This window comes from Streptomyces sp. NBC_00045 (assembly GCF_045041095.1).
Classification (GTDB): domain Bacteria; phylum Actinomycetota; class Actinomycetes; order Streptomycetales; family Streptomycetaceae; genus Streptomyces.
The window spans coordinates 3938628-3958963 of the sequence record NZ_CP108271.1 but is presented as its reverse complement, the minus strand read 5'-3'; the positions used below and the strand labels follow the sequence as shown (position 1 = coordinate 3958963).

Below are 20336 nucleotides of genomic sequence, written 5' to 3'. Positions count from 1 at the left end.
TCATTCCTCGGGTCCGTCAGGGTCGCCACAGCAAAATGCAAATGTTCGCGTGGCTCCGTTGACGCATCCACAGGATGAACTGACCTCGGCTGGTGTCACAGAAGTCGCTGCGACTGCGCTGACAAGTTCCTTGGCGCTGGCGGCTCGCTGAATGTGCTCCAGGCTGTCGAAGCTCATTCCTTGGAGATTGCGGCCAATGCTCACGAAGAGCGCGCCACAGTGGAGGGATCTGTACCAGCGGGGGTAGTAACTGAGGCCGGTCAAACGAAAGAGTTCCGTACCTTCCGAGGAGATGAGTATTTCGCCGGACTCGAAGTGTGCAGTCAGTCCCGGTGTGTACTCAGTCTCGTCGATCGCCTGAGCGGCTTCATCACCTTCGCGGTCAATCCAGTCAGGGTAGTCGAACCCGAACCGGGCGAACCCGGCGAGCAGAGCGTCGTGCACTTCACCAGTGGCTGTTACTTTGTAGCCCCCGTAGGCATCCACGATGAGTGCGGGCACAGGTCCTCGTTCGCCCACCATCAGAGCGCACTCGATTTCGAAATGCACCCGGCTCTCGTCGGGTGCGGTGTCCGTGGTGTAGATTCCCGAGCGCCCACACTGTGGATGCACGAGTGCAGCCCATTTGATTCGACTCTCGCGGTGAATGATGGCGATCAAGTTGGCGGGGCTATTTGAGCCAATCGATTTTCCGCACGCCCGGCAACACTCCTTTTTGGTTGCCAGGCGTCGTTTAATTCCGGATAGGTCTACACCCTGGAATTGTTCGCGAACGAGGGTCGCCACCTGGATTTTGCGAGCCATAACGCCTCCCTCTTCAGGTCCACGCCTGAAAATAGGTTCACGACCGGTTCGGCAATGGCTCACGTCACCCATTCAGCCGGGAGCGCGTTAGGGCGCCGGAGTCGTACGGCGTGCCTGGCGTCGCTTCTGGGAGCGCGGCGCGGTCGCCCGGGGTCGGAGCGGAGCCGGAGCAGGTGCCCAGAGCCGTGTGGCTCTGGGAGGGGGCGCTGATCTTCCCAGCCCTGGCGCTAATCCGGGGAACTGCAACTTGCGGAACGACGATGGACCCGGCCGCATTGCGGTCGGGTCCATCGTTTGTCCTGGTGGGGAGTGCGGAGGATACGAGAATCGTTCATGCGCGCTCCATGGACCTCACGGTCGACGGCTCGTGCCGCTGAGCTGTAGAGGACTGCTTAGTACGTGGGGCAGAGGTGGGTGTGGACGGCGTCGCGGATCTTGGCGGCCTTGGCCAGCCCGAACCCGTCCGGGTGGTTGGGCGAGGTGAACCTCTGGTTGGTGAGGTCGATCTGCTTCTGGTCGTCCTTGGGGAAGTTGGCGATCGTCTCGCACTGGTTGCGGCCCCGGTCGACTGCCTTGTCGGGCTTGGTGTTGACGATGTCCGGGTCGATGGCGGTCAGGGCGGCGATGTACTTCGCCTGCGTCGCCGCATCCGGCTTGGGTGGGATCCCCTTGCTCTTGGGAGTCTCGGTGGCGGCCGACGGGCTGCTTGTCCCCTCGGGTGCGGTGGGGCTGCTCGGTGCGGTGGCGGGCGGTGTCTTCGCCGACGGCTTGTCGGCGCCTGTGTCGCTCCCGCAGGCGGTCAGCGCGGCGGCTGCGATGACGACCGAGAGTACGGCGGTAGCGGTGCGGTGGTTCACGGCTCTCCCCTGTGCAGTGACTGTGTGCACAGGAGTTGATCGTTCACCGTGGGCAATGGTTGTACGAACGCCCGCGTGTCCGGGTGCGCGGTAGCGTCCCCTGTGAGACCAATCGTGGAAGGACGGTCACTGGATGCCGCACAGCACTGACACCGCCTATGGGCAGGAACAGCTCGGCCTGATCCTCGACTTCGCCGGAGTGCTCACCGACAATCCACTCGCTGTCCACCGCGCGTGGTGTGTAGCCGAAGGACTGGCCCCGGAGGCGTGGCGCAGCACCCTCAACGACCACCCGGAGGGTCGGCGTCTGTACGCCGCTCTGGAAGTCGGAGAGATCGGGCAGGCGGAATGGAACGAGGGCACGGCTGCCCTGCTGGGTGCGCACGTTGACCCGGTGAACCTGATGGGCCGGGCCTGGTCAGGGGTTCCGGCCGCTCGCCGGATGGCTGCCCTTGCCCGTGCCGCACGGGCGGCTGGTCACAGGCTTGCCCTCCTGTCCAACAGCTTCGGCCTGGACCCGTTCAACCCGTACGAGCACGTCGGAATCTGGGATCTGTTCGATGTGCACGTTGTCTCCGAGCTGGTCGGCAGGGCCAAGCCTGATCCGGAGATCTACCGGCTCACCCTGGACCGGATCGGCCTGCCCGCCGAGCGGTGCGTGTTCGTGGACGATCACGCGGTGAACCTTCCGCCAGCCGCCGAGCTGGGAATCACCACCGTCCACGCCACCAGTGAGGATGAGGCTGTTGCGGAGCTTGAGGCCCTTCTGGGAGTGAGCGCGGTCCTCGCCGCTTGACCGCAACTTCCGGCTGATCAAGGGCTGTCGGCCCCACCGTTCTTGCCAGTACCGTCCGTGTGGGGTCAATCACACGGAGGTGCTGGAGCATGCAGTGGTCGGAGTACACCACCTCTGAGCGGTTGAAGACGCTGCGCGGAGGGATGACGCAAGAGCAGTTAGCGGAAGCCGCCGCCGTGTCCGTCGGCGTGGTCCGCAAGTTGGAACGCGGCGGTACCGCGTCGCTGCCGTCGTTGCTGTCCATCGCCGACGCCCTTGGCACGGACATCGCCGTGCTCCTCGGCCAGCAGGCGCCGCGCCGGTCGATGGACCGCGACGAGCGGGCGGCGCTGCGGATGGTGTCGGCGGCCACTCACGACGCCGCCATCGGCATCCCTGCCGACGTTGAACCGGGCACCGTCGAGGAGCTGCGCGACGCCGTCCGCCGTGCGGACGCCGCCTACTGGGCTGGTCGGTACACCGAGCTCGGCACACTCCTGGGCCAGCTTCTCCCCGAGGCGCGGGCTCGGTTCGACGCCGCTGGCCCGGCAGAGCGGGAGGCCGCCGGCGGCGTGCTGATCGATACCTTCCAGACGGCGGGTATGGCCGCGAACGTGCTCGGCTCCCGCGACCTGGCGTACGCGGCGCTGACGTACGGACGCCAGATCGCCGTGCAGGCCGGGGACGACCTCCGTGACGCACACCTGGCCGCCACGACGGCGTGGGTCAACCTGCGCGACGGCCGCACCACGCAGGGGTTCGCCCTGGCCGCTGCGCAGGCCGACCGGATCGAACCCAAGATGAGCGAGCACGACCCCGACCGGCTGAGTGTCTACGGGCAGCTGGTCACGAACGCTGCCGTCGCTGCGTCCAGGGGCGGCGCGAGCGCGGAAAGCGCCCGCGAGTATCTCTCCCAGGCTCACGCCGTGGCCGCCCGCATAGGGGAGGAACACGCCCGCGGCGCCCACGCTCAGCCGTACGGGCCGATGTACGCAGCGACCCAGGCGATGAGCATCGCAGTGGCCCTCGGCGACACCTCCGGAGCGCTGCGCCTCATGGACACCGTCCGCCTGGACGACACCGTGCCGCTGGCCACCCGCGCCCGCTACGGCCTGGACGTCGCCCTTACCCACGTGGAATGCCGCCGGTGGGAGGCCGCCGCCGACACTCTCGGAGCTGTCTGCTCGATGGCCCCTGGGTGGGTGCGTCACCAGATGCTCCCCGGCGTCATCATCGGCCGGCTCGCTGGAGTTTCCGTCGGTCGCCTGCGTGGTCTCGCCAACGCCGCCGGGGTCCCTCTCGGGGTGCGCTGACCCGCGGCTGGCTGCCACGCCCCGTAGCAGCCGACCCGGCCGCCACCTGCCCGACTGCTACGGGGCGTTGCACAAGCCTGGCCGCCGGGACCTGTGCTGCCACGCTTCGTGGCACTGAAACCCGGCACGGACTGTCGCCGCTGCCACGGGCCGTGTCTGGGCCCGCGTGGCGGTCCGCAGCAGCCTTGTGGGCATGCCGACCAACCCGCCTGGCGGCCTCGGGCACGTACCCGTCGCCGTCTACGCCTGCGCTTCCACCGCCGCCGCCATCCGAGACGGTGAGAAACACGGCCGCCACTACGCCGACGCCCGGCACTGGCACGTTGCCGGTGCATGGTCCGATCCCGACCCGGCGGTGCCGCTCGCAGAGCGCCCCGGCTGGCAGGCCATAACGTCTGCCCTGTCCACCGGAATGATCCGGGGAATCATCGTCGGCGCCTTGACCCATGTCGCTGCCGACGCCGCCCAGTTCGCCGGCCTCGGAGTGCTCATTCGTGACCGAGGCGGTTTCCTCGTGCATGCCACAGGAGGCCCGCCCCGCCGCACCCCCGGCCAGCTCCAGCGGCGCCGAGACATCGCCGACGCCTCCTCGGGATGGTCCCCGTGGGGCGACACACCGCAGCCGGACACCCCGTGAACGCCGGGCGTCCCTGGGTCGGGGACCTGGTGGAAGACGAGCACGGCCGGCGGGCGATCGTCACCGATGTCAAAGAAGCCGGAACCGTGTGGGTGCTGCGGCCCGCGGGCGGAGGCTTCACCACCCAGTGGCAGACCACAGACCCCGACGGCCTCGAAGTGATCCGCCGTCGCGGCGAGCACGACACCTCCTGAGCGCCTGTCACGCCCGCGCACCACGACCGGAAGGCGAAGTCCCCGTGTACGCGTTCGGCCTGTGCATCGACCAGAACTACCTCACTCCCGGCCTGGCCACCATCACCGGCCTGGCCGACAGCCTGACCCCGGCCGCCCGCCGCAACGCAGCGGTACGGGTGCTCACCCTCGACCTTCACCCCGCGCAGGCGCTCCTTCTCGCCGACCTCGCCAAACGCGCCGGATTCGGATCCTTCGACCTGCGCCACTGCCCCCCGCTGCGCGCCTCCCGCATGGCCGACGCTTCCTACATCACCGTCACCACCTACCTGCGGTTCGAGTTCACCCCCACCTTCGTCCGCCGGCCCTACCTGATCTATGTGGACGCTGACGTACTCGTACGCGGCGACATCACCCAGCCCCTGGGCCTCCTCCGGCCGGGCGAGACAGGTGCCGTCCGCGACGAGTTCAATCCTGCGGTGGGCCAGTGCCCTGCACTGCCCGGCGCCGCTGAACGCTGGCCCCACCTGCGCGGCCGCCACTACTACAACGCGGGCATGCTCTGGACCCACACCGGGCACATGCCCCGCATCCGCCGGGGTGTCGAGAGGGCCCTGATCCTCGGTCGTCGCCACATCCTCCACAACGACCAGGACGCCCTGAACCTGTGGCTCCTGCGCTCCGGCCGGGTACGGCCGGTGGCGGGCGGCTTCAACCGGTTCGAGGTCGGCCGGTTCCTCGAACGCGGGAACTGGGTGCGCCGCGCTGTCACGCGTCCGCTGCGACCCGATCCTGCTGCCGCCCTCGTGCACTTCGTCGGCCCCGAGAAGCCGTGGCAGGCCACCTGTCCTGGCACGGACGACGTCCGGGAGTACCGAGCGCACCTCGCCCGCACCATGCGGCACGTACGCCGCCTGGGCGCCGTCGGCACCGAACCGGCGGGTGCGCGGTGACGGCGGGGGTTCCGGCGGTGGTCTCGCGTGCCTGCACCACCCTGCTCGGCGTCCCGGCCCGCACCGCGCAACGCCTGGCCGCTGGCACGCGGACAGCCGTGTACCGGACTGGCCTGGCCGACGGGCGGAGCGTCGTGGTCAAGCTGTACGCGGCCACAGCACGCCGCAACGCGATCACGGAGGGCTCGGCGATCCGAGCCGTGGCCACCCACGTACCCGTACCCGCCGTCATTGGCTGCGGCGCCCTCCCGAGGCACGGGTCCACCGCCCTCATCACCGCCGACCTCGGCCCGCTCACCCTCGGCGGTGCTCTCCACTCCGGCCAGGTCGCCAGCGAACGCGCCCTTCGGGACCTGGGCGGCTTGCTGGGTCGCCTGCACCGGGCGCCGGTTCACGTGTCGACGCCGCGCCGCCCGTTCTACGAAGAGGTTTCCTCCCTCGGTCGGCGCTGCCCCTCCGGCACCCTGGACCGGATCGCCCCCGTCCTGGCCGTCATCGCCGACGCTTCCCAGACGGCGCCGGTGTGGTGCCACGGTGACGTGCACTACGACAACGTCGTGATCTCTGGGCCCCGCGCCGTCCGCCACCTGGTCGACTTCACCGACGCTGCCCCCGGCACGCGCGAATCCGACATCGCGCAGACCCTCGTCATGACCGACGCCCTCGCGTCCGTCCGGGCCCGGGCGCTCACCGACGCCTATCTGCTCGCCCTCGACGACCGCCTGCTGTCTGCGTGGGCCGTCTTCCACACCGTGCGCTGCTGGGCCCACTCCTCCCCGGGCGACGACCGCGCCCTGTGGACCGGCCGCTTGAACGAACTGGCCCGCCGCACACCCCACCTCTTCCACGCGCCCCGACCGCAAAGGACCCGCCGATGACCACCCCGACCCTGTCGGTAGTGATCCCGGCCTACAACGAGGCCACCTACCTGCCCCGGTACCTGCCGTCCGTCCTCGCCTCGCTCAACCGGTGGGAGGAAGCCAGCGGGCAGACCGGGGAGGTAATCGTGGTGGACAACGCCAGCACCGACGCCACAGCCGACATGGCCGCCTCCTACGGCGTCCGCGTCGTCACCGAGGAGGTCCGCAACATCGGCCGCGTCCGCAACACCGGAGCGGCCGCCGCCCGCAGCGGCCGGCTGTTCTTCATCGATGCTGACGTGGCGCTACCCCTGGAGGCGGTCACCGCAGCCGCGGCCGCCATGGACTTGGGGGCCGTCGGCGGAGCCATCCCTCCGCTCTACACCCCCGAACGGCTCGGCGCCCGCCTGCTGTGCGCCTACTGGGACCACTACCGCGCCCGCCGGGGTGGCGCGCAGGGCGTCAATCAGTTCTGCACGGCCGACGCCTTCCACCACATCTGCGGATACCGCGAAGACCTGTTCATGAGTGAGGACGTGGAGTTCTTCGCCCGTCTGTCCGCCCACGGGCAGGCCACCGGCCGCCCCGTGACGATCCTGGACGAGCTGCGCGTACGGCCCTCCACCCGCCGCTACGACCAGTGGTCGAGCCTGCGGATGTTGTGGTGGCAGAACCCCGTCACCGCCCGCCTGCGCCTTGGCTCCCCCCGCATGTGGCGCCACTGGTACGAGACCACCGTGCGATGACGAAGGAGACCACCGTGAGAACGCTCCTGCCCCTGCCGGACGCGACCGGCATCTACACGTTCCCCGACGACCTCGACCGCGCCCACCAGGCGTGGAGCGATGCGCTCGCCCGCCGCCACCGCGCTCACGACCACCGCGTGCTGGAGGTGACGGCCCCGCACAGCGGTCAGGCGTACTACATCGAGACCCGCACCCCCGCCGGCCGCCCGGTCCTGGTCATCGAACCGCATCACGACGACTTCGCCCTGTCTGCCTCCGGCACGTTCCTCGCCCAGCCCCGCCCTCTCACGGTCGTGACCGTCTTCACCCAGTCCAGGAGCGTCCACCCCGCCCTGGAGGCCACGTACCCCAGCGTGGACGCGGTGTCGGACCTACGGGGCCGCGAAGGCGCCGCCGCACTTGCCCCGTTTGCTGCCCGCCGCCGGCTCCTCGGCCACAAGGACGCCGAGTCGCCATACCGGCCCTACAGCCCCGAGATGCTCGACCAGGTCACCGAGGAACTGCGCGAGATCGCCGCCGCCAACCCCGGCGTCGAACTCCTCGCCCCCGCGGCCGTCACCCGCCACCCCGACCACCTGCTCACCCACGCTGCCGCAGTCCGGCTCGGGTGCCGCTGGTTCTGGGAAGACCTCGCGTTCTGGTCCACGTACGCGCTCTCCGGCTGCGACTGCCACCTCTTCCGCGCCCGCACCGGGCCGACCATGACGCCGGAGCTGGTCGACATCACCAGCACCGTCCTGGACAAGGTCACCGTCCTGCGGATGCACGGATCACAGATGCACCCGGCCCGGAAGCAGTACCGCCCGATCCGGCACGCCTTCACCACCGCCGCCGACCTCCTCGATCGGACCGGAGCCTACGCCGAGCGCTTCTACCGAACGGAGCCGACGTGTTGATCATCGCCCTGGAAGGGCCCTCCTACGCCGGCAAGTCCACCGCGATACGTCACCTGCGCCGGACCGCACTCGGAGCCTGCACGTTCGTCTCCGAGTGCTACGTCAAGCACATCGCCCACCGCGACGACATCCCTCCAGCCCGCACCGGCAGCGCCACCGCCCAACTCGCCGCGTTCGAGAGGTTCATGGAGATCGAGGCCGCCCGGGTCACCGCGGCCGCCGACAGCGGTCAGCCGCTCGTCATTCTCGACCGGTCCGTGGACACCCTCCTCGCCCACGCCCACGCTCTGGACGCTCTGTTCGGGTACGGCGTCCACCACCGGCTCCGCGACCGGCTGCAGACCCTCCCGCTCCTGCGGCCCGACCACACCCTCTACCTCGACGTTCCCGCCGAAGTTCTCCACCTGCGCCGCAAGACCGCCGGACACACCGCCGCCGAGTCCGACTACTTCCTCCACGAACCCGGCTTCCTCGACCACGCCCGCGACTACTTCGTACACACGGCCCGCCCGCCGATGTCGCGGGAGGTCACCGTCCTGGCGGCCGACACCAGCACGGATGACGTCGCGCAGGCCGTGGAAGCCCTCGTCACCTTCTGGGCGAGGTGACAGCGATGCCCACCGCCCTGTTCGCCTGGCGCCGGACCCCACCCCCGTTCCTCATCGGCGGCGCGGAAGTCACCCAACAACTCCTCGCCGAAGAACTCGCCGCCGCTGGATGGCACGTCATCTATCTCGGCTCCCACGAAGCCCCTTGGGACGGCACCACGCAGCGCGCTGACATGCGCACTTACCTGGACGCCCACCGCGCCCCGTACGAGGACGCACGCGGGGCATTGCGCTACCGGTGGAACGGAGTGGACTGCATCGCCGTCTCCCAGGACCGCGTGGAGCCCGTCTTGGGGAGCATGCTCGTCGACCTCCGGCCCGACATCGTGTTCACCTCGCAGGAGGGCTCGGCGCAGCTCGCCGCACAGGCCCGGCCGTCGGCCCCGGTGGCGGGCCTGCTGCACTCCGTATCCACTACCGGCCTCGGGGTCCTCGCTGGCCACCCCCACTACGGTCTCGCCGTGTCGGAATTCGTCCGGAAGCGCGCGCCCCGTACGGACGGAACCCGCCTCGCGGTGCTCTACCCGCCGTTCGCCCCGCCCGCGTCGGGCCAGGACGCCCCCCACATCGGGTCGGTGCTCATGGTCAACCCGATCCCCGCCAAGGGCTCCGTCCTAATCCACCAGCTCATCCGGCTCATGCCCGAACAGCACTTCACCCTGGTCGAGGGCTGGTGGAACACGGCAGCGGACTTCGCCGCCTACCCGAACGTGACCTTCGTACCCCGCGTCTACGATATGGGCCCGCTCTACCGCAGCCACCGCCTGCTCCTGGTCCCTTCCACGGTTGAAGACGCCTTCCCCCGGGTGATCATCGAAGCGGCCCTGCACGGCGTGGCGACCATTGGCACCGACCGGGGCGGTATCCCCGAGGCCATTGGCGGCGCCGGGATCGTCCTGCCCCACACCGCCGGGCCTGAGACGTGGGCGCGGGCGATCCGCGAGGCCGACCACCAGGCACTTGGTACGCAGGCCCGGCAGCGGGCGGCACAGCTCACCCGGCCGTGCCTGCCCGAGCTCCAGGCCCTCGGGATCTAGGCGGCCCCGGCGAACGCTTCTTGCACCAGGTCGAGCCGGTCCGTCCACCAGTGAAGAAGGGCTTCATCGGCGGTGAACAGGTCGTCGCAGGAGTGGTCCTGCCGGTCGTAGTGGAATTCAAGCTGCCAGAAGTCCGTCATCCGCTTCCACCACAGCCGACGCGTACCATCGGCCAGCGCCGCGGCCTCCAGCGGAATCACCGACCGGTAGCCATCAACGAACGCTGACACCCGATCAAGGTCGAACACACCGCCCACGCCGAACTGCACCTGCGCCGTGCGCACGACTTCCTCGGCGTAGGGGCGGACACCGAGCCGGTCCCAGTCCAGTACGGCGGCAAGCTCGCCGCCCTCCCACAGAAGATTCCGGAACTGGAAGTCACCGTGGGTCCAGCCGTGCGGCCCCGCAGGCGTGTCGCCTTCGGGACGCAGGCGAGCGTGCTTGTCGAGCAGGACCCGGCGCTGTTCCAGGGCATCCGCTGCGACCGCGTCGAAGGCGTCGCCCGCGCTCCGAGCGCGCATGGCTGCCGCGAGACGGTCGGCCTTCTGCACTGCTCGCTCAGGGGCGGTCACGTCGGCGGCGACCGTGTCTGGCACGGCGGGCAGCTCCTGCCCGCCAGCGGTTCGGCCGAGGGCCACATGGAGGCGGGCAAGGTGCGTGCCGAGCGCGGCCACCTGGGACAGGGGGAGGTCGGTTCCGCGGATGTGCTCTCCGGCCGACCACGGGAACAGGCAGTATCCGTCGCCGCTGATCTCGGCGACGGTGTCACCCGAAGCGGTGGTGACCGGGGCACACACGGGAATGCCGTCGGCGGCGAGGGAGGAGAGAACGGCGAGGTTGCGACGCAGCCGGTCAAGCGGCACGTCCGTGACCCGCTTCAGCGCGTACGGTCCGGCAGGAGTTTCCACCCGCCAGTTCACATTCATCAGGCCCTCGGCCAGATGGCTCCGATCCAGCACGTCGCCGAGATCGAAGGCGCTGATCAGCTCGGCAAGATCAGCAGCGGGGATGTGCGCCCTGCCCGTCACGGTCGCGTCGGTCACCCCGGCGACGATACGCGAGCCCGGTACTCGCGTGCACAAGGATCACCGGGCTTGCCCCCCCCATGGGGCAGCCCGGTGATTTGCTCGGCCTGATTGGCTCTGTACTCGGGAATGGGGTTCTGGCACAGATCTTGGGGAGTCGTCGCGGAACGTTACCTCGATGTTCGATTGCGAGGAGTCGGGTTCGCGTGAGCCAGCGCAGGCTGGCCCTGGTAGCACCAGTGTCGGCTCCACCAACGCAGGGGGTGGACACACGGGACGGGGCGGCGAGCACGCCGCCGGCCAGGCGTCATGCTCCCTGTACACGGCGACGCCGACCGAGCTCAGCACTCCTTGCTCGCTCCCGCCGTGGCCACCCCGCCGTGCACGCCGTCTGGACCGTCTCCACGACCTCACCCCGCCGGGGTGCCGAACGCCGAGGGCCCGCCGCAGTACCAGTCGTCGGCTGCGAGCGTCGCGTAGGTGACGCCTTCGACGCTGTTGCGGTCGCCGGCGAACCAGCTTTCGGACTCGCCCTGTAGGTGGGCGCGGACGATGGCTGCGCCCGCAGTCCGCGAGGGGTCGGGTGGGTTTTCGCCGATTTCTGTCGGGTGCTGCATCGCCTTCCGGGAGGTTTTCACCGGACGGGACAGCGCTAGGGAGAGCCTCAAATGACTGCGAACCTGGCCGGGTAGCGGTGGGTTTGTATGCAGGGGCCGCTTACGACGCAATTCCCGCGCTCAGGCGCTCTGTTGCCGGTCAGCGGTCGTTCCTATGGTGGACGGATGGCCAATGGCGTCTGGCACACCGAATACGGCATTGAGATCAACCTGACGGAGCCCGACCTCGGGGTCAGCGGCTACCCCGGCTTGCTCGAAGAGATCACGACGAGCGTCTCCGAGCGGAACCCTCAGCTTCTGGAGTGCCTTGCACACAAGGGCGGGAAGCCGTGTGCGTCCGAGACGGGTGGGAAGTCCCCGTGGATGTACATCCGGCGCGCTCGTGTCGGTGGCCGCTCCCCCTTGGTTGCTGCCCACCTGCCGATCACGCACAAGCCAACGCCGGCGGAGAGCGATCAGCACAAGGCCACCAAGGAGCGGATCGTCGAGGCAGCTGAGGGATACGGGCTGACTGCTGATGCCAAGGTGGGGATGCCCAGCCGGCGCGGAGTCACCGACGCGCTGGTCACCGGGCCCTCCGGCGTTCGGATCGGATGGGAGATCCAGTACTCCCCGCTCAGCTCCAGCAGCGTCCACAGGCGCTCAGTTATCGCGATGGAGTACGACATCACGCCGCTGTGGGTCGCCAAAGACGATCGGGCAGCCCTGATTGATCGGGCACCCTGGGCCAGGGTCGACGACATGTCCTGGCGGGAGATCGCTGACGGCAGCGAGATGGTCATCCGCGGTGGGTACCGACACCTTCAGGTTTGGCGTTGCCTGTCGAGCAGCGCGCTTCACTGCCCCGACAACGGGGGCACGGGTCATTGCGGCGCCATTCACGCCGAGTGGTTCCTTCCGGTGCTCTGTGACCCGCCGAAGCCTCCTGTCAGGATCGAGGACCTCATCCTCACCAGCGCCACTGGCGACAGCGTCCCCGTCTTCGTGCCGAGTCGCGGCGGCGGCCGGGCAGGTCGCCACATGTGGGTTCCCAGTGCGGACTGCCGGACGTGGCGGGAGCTGACCGGCCAGTGGGAGCCCCTGCCCAAGGAGCCGGAGCAGGAGGCCGATGACGAGATCACCTTCTCCGAGCAGGAGATCGACCGGACCTGCCGCGCCGGAGAAGGGGGCTGGTTCAAGAGCGACCCCAGGCCGGTCAGGGACCTCGGCCAGCCCACAGGCGGGTTCACGCTCGCCCGCATGCCCGCCCAGCGGCAGCGTCGCGGCACCTGGATCGCGGCGGTGGAGAGGGCTGCGGCAGCGGCGGCTCTGGGCTGCCCGTCGTGGGAGGTCGGTCCGTGTATCCGGTGTTCCCAGCTGATGCGCCGCTACGGCCGTAACGCGGCCATGGCGTGTGATGCCTGCCGGTCTTCCGCCAGGCTCGGGCACGCGGGCCCGTAGAGCGGAACTGCAACCATGGAACGCGAAGAGCCCCGCTGCAAGCAGCGGGGCTCTTCGACATCGTGCCCGGTGAGGCACTGGCGGAGGATACGAGATTCGAACTCGTGAGGGGTTGCCCCCAACACGCTTTCCAAGCGTGCGCCCTAGGCCACTAGGCGAATCCTCCGCCGCAAACAATACAAGACGTTGAGGGGTGCTCGCGAACGTGATCGTCTGCGGGGAGTCCGGGCGGGGATCTCGGCGGGGGCCGGTCGGGGGGCGGGTCGATTCCGGGGGGTCTCATCCGCTAGGGTGGGGCCCAGCCCCTCACGTGGCGCTATCTCACCCAACTCCCCCAGGGCCGGAAGGCAGCAAGGGTAAGTGGGCTCTGGCGGGTGCGTGGGGGGCGCTTTGCGTTCCGGGGCGGTCGGCGGGACGTCTTTGTCGGTGGGCCCGGATAACCTCGTAGACGTGTCGTCCCTTGCGCTGTACCGCCGCTATCGCCCCGAGTCGTTCGCCGAGGTCATCGGGCAGGAGCATGTCACTGTCCCCCTGATGCAGGCCCTGCGGAACAACCGGGTCAATCACGCGTACCTGTTCAGCGGTCCCCGGGGCTGCGGCAAGACCACCAGTGCGCGCATCCTGGCGCGCTGCCTGAACTGTGAGCAGGGTCCCACTCCCGACCCCTGCGGCGAGTGCCAGTCCTGCCGGGACCTGGCGCGCAACGGCCCGGGTTCGATCGACGTCATCGAGATCGACGCCGCCTCGCACGGTGGTGTGGACGACGCCCGTGACCTGCGGGAGAAGGCCTTCTTCGGGCCCGCCTCCAGCCGCTACAAGATCTACATCATCGACGAGGCCCACATGGTCACCTCGGCGGGCTTCAACGCCCTGCTGAAGGTGGTCGAGGAGCCGCCGGAGCACCTCAAGTTCATCTTCGCGACGACCGAGCCCGAGAAGGTCATCGGGACCATCCGGTCCAGGACGCACCACTACCCCTTCCGGCTCGTGCCGCCCGGGACGCTGCGCGACTACCTCGGCGAGGTCTGCGGGCGCGAGGGCGCCAAGGTCGAGGACGGCGTGCTGCCGCTCGTCGTGCGGGCCGGCGCCGGGTCCGTGCGTGACTCCATGTCCGTCATGGACCAGCTCCTCGCCGGCGCGGCCGATGAGGGTGTGACGTATGCCATGGCCACCTCCCTGCTCGGCTACACCGACGGATCGCTCCTCGACTCCGTCGTCGACGCCTTCGCCGCCGGGGACGGCGCGGCCGCCTTCGAGGTCGTCGACCGCGTGGTCGAGGGTGGCAACGACCCGCGCCGGTTCGTCGCCGACCTGCTGGAGCGGCTGCGGGACCTGGTGATCCTGGCCGCCGTGCCCGACGCCGGGGAGAAGGGGCTCATCGACGCCCCCGCCGATGTCGTCGAGCGGATGCAGGCCCAGGCCTCGGTGTTCGGGGGCGCCGAGCTCAGCCGCGCCGCCGACCTGGTCAACACCGGGCTCACCGAGATGCGCGGGGCGACCTCGCCGCGGCTCCAGCTGGAGCTGATCTGCGCCCGGGTGCTGCTGCCCGCCGCCTTCGACGACGAACGCTCCTTCCAGGCCAGGCTCGACCGGCTGGAGCGGGGCGGGTTCGGCGTGGGCACGGCCGCGGCCGGTGCCCCCGCCATGGGGTACGTGCCCGGGCCCGAGGCGCACGGCATGGCCCCGGCCGGGCCCGGTGGGGGCGTCGCCGCCGCGCGGGCCGCCGCTGCCGCCGTACGGGCACCCGAGCCGGCCGCCGCGGCCGCGCCGGCCCCCGCCCCGGTCCAGGCGCCGGTCCAGGCGCCGGCCCCGACTCCGGTCCAGGCCCCGGCCCCCGTCCCTGCTCCCGAATCGGCTCCCGCGCCGGCTTCCGCCGCAGCGCCCGGCGCCTGGCCCGGAGCCGCGCAGCCCGGCAGTGGAGCCGGCCCCGGCGCCTGGCCCGGAGCCGGTGCTTCCGCCGCGGCCCCCGCTCCGGCGGCGACCGCCCCGGCAGCCGCGGCCCCCGCCGCCGGTGCCTGGCCCAGCGCTACCGCCCCCGGGTCGGGCCGGCCCGCGGCTTCCGCCCCGGCCCCCGCCCCGGCTCCGGCCGCCGGCGCGCCCGCGCCCGCTCCGGCCGCCGCCCCGTCGCCCGGCATGGCCGCCGGCGCCGGGCAGGTCCAGGCGATGTGGCCCGGCGTCCTGGAGGCCGTCAAGAACCGCCGCCGCTTCACCTGGATCCTGCTCAGCCAGAACGCCCAGGTCACCGGCTTCGACGGGACGACCCTGCAGCTCGGCTTCCCCAACGCCGGAGCCCGGGACAACTTCGCGAGCAGCGGCAGCGAGGACGTGCTCAAGGCCGTCCTGGCCGAGCAGTTCCAGGTCAACTGGAAGATCGACGCCGTGGTGGGAGGCGGAGGCGGCCAGCCCGCACCGTCCTCGTACTCCGCGCCGGCCGCGCCCGCCTACAGCCCCCCGCCCGCCGCCGCGGCGCAGCCGGCTGCCGGTCCTCAGCAGCAGCCGTACCAGCCGCAGCAGCAGCCTCAGTCGCCCCAGCAGGGCGCTTCCGCACCGCAGCCTCCCGTACAGCAGGCGCCCCCGCCGGTCGCGCCCGAGGACGACGTACCGGAGGAGGACGATCCCGACCTCGTCGAGAGCGCCCTGACCGGACACGACCTCATCGTGCGCGAGCTCGGAGCCACCGTTGTAGAGGAATATACGAACGAGTAAGAGCCCGTACTTGGGTGGCCGCACGAAGGGCAGCCGCGCCGGCGGGCTAGGCTGCATGGCGTGAAGGTCCTCGTCATCGGCGGCGGCGCCCGCGAACACGCCCTGTGCCGCTCTCTGTCCCTCGACCCCGACGTCAACGCGCTGTACTGCGCTCCCGGCAACGCCGGCATCGCCGAGGTGGCGGAGCTGCGCCCGGTCGACGCCCTCGACGGCGCGGCCGTGGCCCGCCTCGCCACCGAACTCGGCGCCGACCTGGTCGTCGTCGGCCCGGAGGCACCCCTCGTCGCCGGCGTCTGCGACGCCGTCCGCGCCGCCGGCATCCCCGTCTTCGGGCCGTCCGCGGAAGCGGCGCAGCTGGAGGGCTCCAAGGCGTTCGCCAAGGACGTGATGGCCGCGGCCGGCGTCCCGACCGCCCGCAGCTACGTCTGCACCACCCCGGAAGAGGTGGACGAGGCCCTCGACGCCTTCGGCGCCCCGTACGTCGTCAAGGACGACGGCCTCGCCGCCGGCAAGGGCGTCGTGGTCACCGACGACCTGGCGGCGGCCCGCGCCCACGCGCTGGCCTGCGACCGCGTCGTCATCGAGGAGTACCTCGACGGCCCCGAGGTCTCCCTCTTCGCCATCACCGACGGCGTCACCGTCCTCCCGCTCCAGCCCGCGCAGGACTTCAAGCGCGCGCTCGACGGCGACGAGGGCCCCAACACCGGCGGCATGGGCGCGTACTCACCGCTGCCCTGGGCCGACCCGAAGCTGGTCGAGGAGGTCATGGAGAGCGTCCTCCAGCCGACCGTCGACGAGCTGCGCCGCCGCGGCACCCCGTTCTCCGGGCTGCTGTACGCCGGGCTCGCGATCACCTCGCGCGGCGTCCGCGTCATCGAGTTCAACGCCCGCTTCGGCGACCCCGAGACCCAGGTGGTCCTGGCCCGGCTGCGCACCCCGCTCGCGAGCGTGCTGCTGAACTCCGCCAACGGCACCCTGGACACCGAGCCGCCGCTGCGCTGGCGCGAGGACGCGGCCGTCACCGTGGTCATCGCCTCCCACAACTACCCGGAGACCCCGCGCACCGGGGACCCGATCGAGGGCCTGGCCGAGGTGGCCGCCGAGGACGGTCCCGACGCGTACGTCCTGCACGCCGGGACCCGGCTCGACGGCGACACGGTCGTCAGCGCCGGCGGCCGCGTGCTGTCGGTGACGGCGACCGGTTCCGATCTGGCGCAGGCCCGCGAGAAGGCGTATAAGGCCGTCGCGCGCATCCGGCTGGACGGCTCCCAGCACCGTACGGACATTGCCGCCAAGGCGGCCGAAGGCCGCTGAGCAGCGGGGCTTGCGCGACGCGGGCCCGGTGCGCACCAAGGTGCGCACCGGGCCCGCGCGCGTGTCCGCGTGCGAGTGCATCCGGCCGCGTTCGAACGCAGCCACCTTTACCCAAAGCCATTCCATCGGGTGATCGTCACCCGGTCCGGCTGACTGCCGGTCGGTCCCCAACTAGGGTGCGGCGCAAGCATTCCGGCACTTGGCCCACCGGCATTGCGATGTCAGTGGCGGGTGTCACAGTGGGGGAGTGAGCGAAACCGCCGCAGGGCAGAGGGGGTGAGGTCCGGCCGTGTCCGAAACCGGTTCGATCGTGGAAGTGGGCGCGCCGTCCGCGCGCTCCCGGGCCCTGGCCGTGCTGCGCGTGCGCAGCCGGGCCCTGGCCTTCGGGCTGCTGCCCGCCGCCCTCGCGGTGGTGCTGCTGAGCGCCCGGATGACGGGCCGGCTGGCCGGGGACCCCTGGCCCCTGGTGACGCTCGTCGTGTGCGTCGTCGCCGTGCTGGTGCTGTTCGTCGGCGGGGTGTTCGCCGCGGTGGTGCTGCGGGCGGGCCCGGCCGTCACGCCGACGGTGCCGCTGGCGGAGTCCGCCGCTCCCGACCTCTACCGGCTGGTGCGGGACCTGGCCGACCGGATGGACGTGCCCGCGCCCTCCGCGATAGCCCTGACGCCGGACTGCGACAGCTGGCTTGAGGACCGCACGCATGCGGCGCACCGCCGCGGCGGCATAGCCGGTGGCCGCGAGTCGGAGCCCGGCGCGGCTCCCGTGCTGGTGATCGGCTCGCCGTTCCTGTGGTGGATGCGGGTCGCCGAACTGCGGGCGGTCCTCGCGCCGGTCGTCGCCGGTACGGGCCCTTCCGCGCATCCGGACATAGCCGATGCCCGGGGCTTCGTGCGCGGGCTCGACGCCGCGGCGGACGTGGGCAGCAGGCCCGGCCTCGGCTGGATCGGCCGGCCGGCCCGGCTGCTGCTGAAGCTGTGCCGGGAGGACGCCGCCGAGATGGAGCGCGGGGTGGCGGCCGCCGCCTCGGACCGTGCACAGGGTGTGGACTACGGGCTGCGCATCGTCGCCCAGGAGCAGGTCGGCCTCGCCTACGCGGGCTGGGACCGGCTGTTGACCCGCGTCGCACTGCCCGCGTGGCGGATGGGCCGCTGGCCGGCGCACCTCGACGCCGGGGTCGTCTCCGCGCTGACCGAGCTGTCCCGGCGGGACCGGCTGGCCGAGGGGTACACCTCGCGGCTCGGCGAGCGGCCCGCGTGCGATCTGCTGGAGCGGCCCGGCGTGATCGACGAGGCGGCTTCTCTGCTGGCCGCCCGGCTCTTCCACGGCGGTCCGGCCGAGGCCGGACCGGACTGGTCGCCGGTGGACTGGGCGGCGTATCCGGAGGAGGTCGTGGACCGCAAATGGCGGGCGGAGGCGGCCCGGCTGCACGCCGCGCTGGACGCCCTTGCCGTACCGGCCGGGCCGGGACCGACGCTGGACCGGGTGCTGGGCCATCTCACCTACGCGGCGGGCGAGGGTGCGGCCGCGGAGGCGCTGGCCGGCCGGCTGAGCGGTGACCTGGCCAGGCAGGAGCGTTCCGAGGGCGCCGCGGTGGTGCGCGGGGCGGACACCGTGCCGCTGTTCCCGCTCCAGCCGCCCCGCAGCGGGCGGGACCTGCTCGCCGACCACGTGACGGCGATGGTGTGCGCCGCGGCCGTCGACTCGGCCGATGCTGCGCCGGGGCTGGACTGGCTGGACGGCCCGGTCCTCCTGGTCGGCGGCGAACGGCGCGCGGACCTGGCCCCCCGGGTGATGAGCCTGGTGGAGGACGGGGACCCGGAGCCCCTGCGGGCCTGGCTCGCGGAGCTCGGCGTCCGCCCGGAGAAGCCGGTCCGCCTCGTGTGACCCACCCGCGCCCGCGCCCGCGCCGTCCCCGGCCCGGGCGGCCGGTACTCGCCCCCTCCGGATGTGGCGAACGGTGACGGAATGAGTGCGTTATGTGATGTGCTGGGACCGTAGCGGTTCGATGTCTTGGAACCGCGCGACGTCGGCGGTGGACAGAGACCGTTCGGGGGAGCGAGGGAGGGGAACGGTATGGGTGCGGACCAGATCCGGCGGTGGGAATCAGGGGCGCTCGCGCACGCGGTGAACGACCCCTTCGGCCAGGGGCCACTGCCGTGGTTCCGGGGCAGCGAGCTGTACTTCGACGACACCGGGCAGGTCGTGCCCTGGTACGTGGACCCCGCCCTGGCCCCGGGCCAGAACCCCCGCGCCCGCAGCGGTGGCGGCCCGCGCACCGCCGACGACGTGCACCGGCAGATCAAGGGGTTCGCCTCCACGGGAGCCGTCGCACCCGGCGAGGCCATCGACTTCCACATCACCGTGGACCCGCCCCAGCAGTTCTCCGTCGACGTCTACCGCATCGGCCACTACGGCGGCGACGGCGCCTCCAAGATCACCACCAGCCCCCGGCTCTCGGGCATCGTGCAGCCCGCCCCCCTCACCGCCGACCGCACCGTCTCCTGCCACCACTGGTGGCTCTCCTGGCGGCTCCAGGTGCCCTCCTACTGGAGCGTCGGCGCGTACGTCGCCGTGCTCACCACGGCCGACGGGTACCGGTCCCACATCCCCTTCACCGTCCGCGACGACCACCCCGCCGACCTGCTCCTGCTGCTGCCCGACATCACCTGGCAGGCCTACAACCTCTACCCCGAGGACGGGCGGACCGGCGCGAGCCTCTACCACGCCTGGGACGACGAGGGCCGGTTGCTCGGCGAGCAGGACGCGGCCATCACGGTCTCCTTCGACCGCCCCTACGCGGGTGCGGGCCTGCCCCTGCACGTGGGCCACGCCTACGACTTCATCCGCTGGGCCGAGCGCTACGGCTACGACCTCGCCTACGCCGACACCCGCGATCTGCACGCCGGCCGCGTCGACCCCGCCCGCTACCGCGGCCTGGTCTTCCCCGGCCACGACGAGTACTGGTCGGCCCCCATGCGCCGCACCGTCGAGCGCGCCCGCGACCACGGCACCTCGCTCGTCTTCCTCTCCGCCAACACCATGTACTGGCAGGTCGAGCTGGGTCCCTCCCCGTCGGGGGTGGACGACCGGCTCCTGACCTGCCGAAAACGCCGGGGCCCGGGCCGCCCCAGCCTCTGGCGCGAGGTCGACCGCCCGGAGCAGCAGCTGCTCGGCATCCAATACGCGGGGCGGGTCCCCGAGCCCGCGCCCCTGATCGTGCGCAACGCCTCGCACTGGCTCTGGGACTCCACCGGCGCCGTCGAGAACGACGAACTCCCCGGCCTGGTCGCCGGCGAGGCCGACCGGTACTTCCCGCGCACCCAGCTCCCCGAGCACCAGGACCGCATCCTGCTCGCCCACTCCCCGTACCTCGACAGCGAGGGCGCCAAGCGCCACCAGGAGACCTCCCTGTACCGGGCGCCGAGCGGCGCCCTGGTCTTCGCGTCGGGCACTTTCGCCTGGTCCCCGGCCCTCGACCGCCCCGGTCACGTCGACGAACGGGTCCAGCGGGCCACGGCCAACCTCCTCGACCGGATCTGCAAGCGCGACTGACCGGGCCGCGCACCCCGGAGGCCGC

Annotated in this window: 19 protein-coding genes, 1 tRNA gene and 1 other RNA gene; 16 read left to right on the top strand and 5 right to left on the bottom strand. The window is 71.3% G+C overall.

Translation table 11 applies throughout. The features are described 5' to 3' along the window. Both OHA65_RS18460 and OHA65_RS18455 read right to left on the bottom strand, forming a co-directional pair. The gene (locus tag OHA65_RS18460) at nucleotides 1-804 is read right to left on the bottom strand and encodes a hypothetical protein (protein ID WP_328763176.1); all 804 of its coding nucleotides are present in this window, start codon (nucleotides 802-804) and stop codon (nucleotides 1-3) included. A 392-nt stretch (nucleotides 805-1196) separates the two neighbouring features. Next, a complete protein-coding gene (locus tag OHA65_RS18455) occupies nucleotides 1197-1661 on the bottom strand; it encodes a hypothetical protein (protein WP_328763175.1) in 465 nt (154 codons plus the stop codon). 133 nt (nucleotides 1662-1794) lie between these two features. Between OHA65_RS18455 and OHA65_RS18450 the strand changes: the two genes are divergently transcribed. The 10 genes from OHA65_RS18450 to OHA65_RS18405 all read left to right on the top strand — a co-directional run bounded on the left by OHA65_RS18450 (nucleotide 1795) and on the right by OHA65_RS18405 (nucleotide 9659). Beyond that, entirely contained in the window at nucleotides 1795-2457 is a 663-nt protein-coding gene (locus OHA65_RS18450) for an HAD-IA family hydrolase (RefSeq protein ID WP_328763174.1), read from the top strand. Nucleotides 2458-2546: 89 nt separating this feature from the next. Continuing rightward, complete coding sequence (locus OHA65_RS18445; RefSeq protein WP_328763173.1) at nucleotides 2547-3749, top strand: helix-turn-helix domain-containing protein; 1203 nt, start codon at nucleotides 2547-2549, stop codon at nucleotides 3747-3749. A gap of 193 nt (nucleotides 3750-3942) precedes the next feature. Then, on the top strand, nucleotides 3943-4386 hold the full coding sequence (locus OHA65_RS18440) for a hypothetical protein (RefSeq protein ID WP_328763172.1): 444 nt from the start codon (nucleotides 3943-3945) through the stop codon (nucleotides 4384-4386). Further along, nucleotides 4383-4580 carry a hypothetical protein gene (locus OHA65_RS18435; RefSeq protein WP_328763171.1) on the top strand — a complete coding sequence of 66 codons (198 nt, stop codon included), beginning with the start codon at nucleotides 4383-4385 and terminating at the stop codon, nucleotides 4578-4580. Before OHA65_RS18440 ends, OHA65_RS18435 begins: the two co-directional genes overlap by 4 nt. Nucleotides 4581-4624: 44 nt before the next feature. Next, nucleotides 4625-5512 (top strand): glycosyltransferase, encoded by an 888-nt coding sequence (locus tag OHA65_RS18430; RefSeq protein ID WP_328763170.1) that lies wholly within the window; start codon nucleotides 4625-4627, stop codon nucleotides 5510-5512. Between the two features lie 17 nt (nucleotides 5513-5529). Next, nucleotides 5530-6390, top strand: coding sequence for an aminoglycoside phosphotransferase family protein (locus OHA65_RS18425; RefSeq protein WP_328763169.1), 861 nt, complete (start codon nucleotides 5530-5532; stop codon nucleotides 6388-6390). Beyond that, entirely contained in the window at nucleotides 6387-7118 is a 732-nt protein-coding gene (locus OHA65_RS18420) for a glycosyltransferase (protein ID WP_328763168.1), read from the top strand. The genes OHA65_RS18425 and OHA65_RS18420 overlap by 4 nt, the downstream gene beginning before the upstream one ends. Further along, nucleotides 7115-8014 carry a PIG-L family deacetylase gene (locus OHA65_RS18415; protein ID WP_328763167.1) on the top strand — a complete coding sequence of 300 codons (900 nt, stop codon included), beginning with the start codon at nucleotides 7115-7117 and terminating at the stop codon, nucleotides 8012-8014. The genes OHA65_RS18420 and OHA65_RS18415 overlap by 4 nt, the downstream gene beginning before the upstream one ends. Next, nucleotides 8008-8622 carry a hypothetical protein gene (locus OHA65_RS18410; RefSeq protein ID WP_328763166.1) on the top strand — a complete coding sequence of 205 codons (615 nt, stop codon included), beginning with the start codon at nucleotides 8008-8010 and terminating at the stop codon, nucleotides 8620-8622. The genes OHA65_RS18415 and OHA65_RS18410 overlap by 7 nt, the downstream gene beginning before the upstream one ends. Nucleotides 8623-8627: 5 nt before the next feature. After that, complete coding sequence (locus tag OHA65_RS18405; protein WP_328763165.1) at nucleotides 8628-9659, top strand: glycosyltransferase; 1032 nt, start codon at nucleotides 8628-8630, stop codon at nucleotides 9657-9659. On the opposite strand, the gene OHA65_RS18400 is transcribed toward OHA65_RS18405, so the two are convergent. Further along, nucleotides 9656-10702 (bottom strand): phosphotransferase, encoded by a 1047-nt coding sequence (locus OHA65_RS18400; RefSeq protein ID WP_328763164.1) that lies wholly within the window; start codon nucleotides 10700-10702, stop codon nucleotides 9656-9658. The two genes, OHA65_RS18405 and OHA65_RS18400, sit on opposite strands and share 4 nt — an antisense overlap. Nucleotides 10703-11094: 392 nt before the next feature. After that, nucleotides 11095-11301 (bottom strand): hypothetical protein, encoded by a 207-nt coding sequence (locus OHA65_RS18395; protein WP_328763163.1) that lies wholly within the window; start codon nucleotides 11299-11301, stop codon nucleotides 11095-11097. Nucleotides 11302-11466: 165 nt separating this feature from the next. Between OHA65_RS18395 and OHA65_RS18390 the strand changes: the two genes are divergently transcribed. After that, on the top strand, nucleotides 11467-12741 hold the full coding sequence (locus tag OHA65_RS18390; RefSeq protein WP_328763162.1) for a hypothetical protein: 1275 nt from the start codon (nucleotides 11467-11469) through the stop codon (nucleotides 12739-12741). 78 nt (nucleotides 12742-12819) lie between these two features. Here OHA65_RS18390 and OHA65_RS18385 read toward each other — a convergent pair. Continuing rightward, nucleotides 12820-12907 (bottom strand) — tRNA-Ser (locus OHA65_RS18385). A 131-nt stretch (nucleotides 12908-13038) separates the two neighbouring features. Between OHA65_RS18385 and ffs the strand changes: the two genes are divergently transcribed. The 5 genes from ffs to OHA65_RS18360 all read left to right on the top strand — a co-directional run bounded on the left by ffs (nucleotide 13039) and on the right by OHA65_RS18360 (nucleotide 20311). Beyond that, nucleotides 13039-13137, top strand: an RNA gene (gene ffs, locus OHA65_RS18380) — signal recognition particle sRNA small type. A gap of 54 nt (nucleotides 13138-13191) precedes the next feature. Next, on the top strand, nucleotides 13192-15447 hold the full coding sequence (locus OHA65_RS18375; protein WP_405756356.1) for a DNA polymerase III subunit gamma and tau: 2256 nt from the start codon (nucleotides 13192-13194) through the stop codon (nucleotides 15445-15447). A 60-nt stretch (nucleotides 15448-15507) separates the two neighbouring features. Next, nucleotides 15508-16761 carry a phosphoribosylamine--glycine ligase gene (purD, locus tag OHA65_RS18370; RefSeq protein ID WP_327284185.1) on the top strand — a complete coding sequence of 418 codons (1254 nt, stop codon included), beginning with the start codon at nucleotides 15508-15510 and terminating at the stop codon, nucleotides 16759-16761. Nucleotides 16762-17050: 289 nt separating this feature from the next. Then, a complete protein-coding gene (locus OHA65_RS18365) occupies nucleotides 17051-18643 on the top strand; it encodes a hypothetical protein (protein ID WP_328763160.1) in 1593 nt (530 codons plus the stop codon). Between the two features lie 189 nt (nucleotides 18644-18832). Beyond that, nucleotides 18833-20311: a N,N-dimethylformamidase beta subunit family domain-containing protein gene (locus OHA65_RS18360; RefSeq protein WP_327284183.1), complete on the top strand. Its 1479-nt coding sequence runs from the start codon at nucleotides 18833-18835 to the stop codon at nucleotides 20309-20311. Nucleotides 20312-20336: the final 25 nt, after the last annotated feature.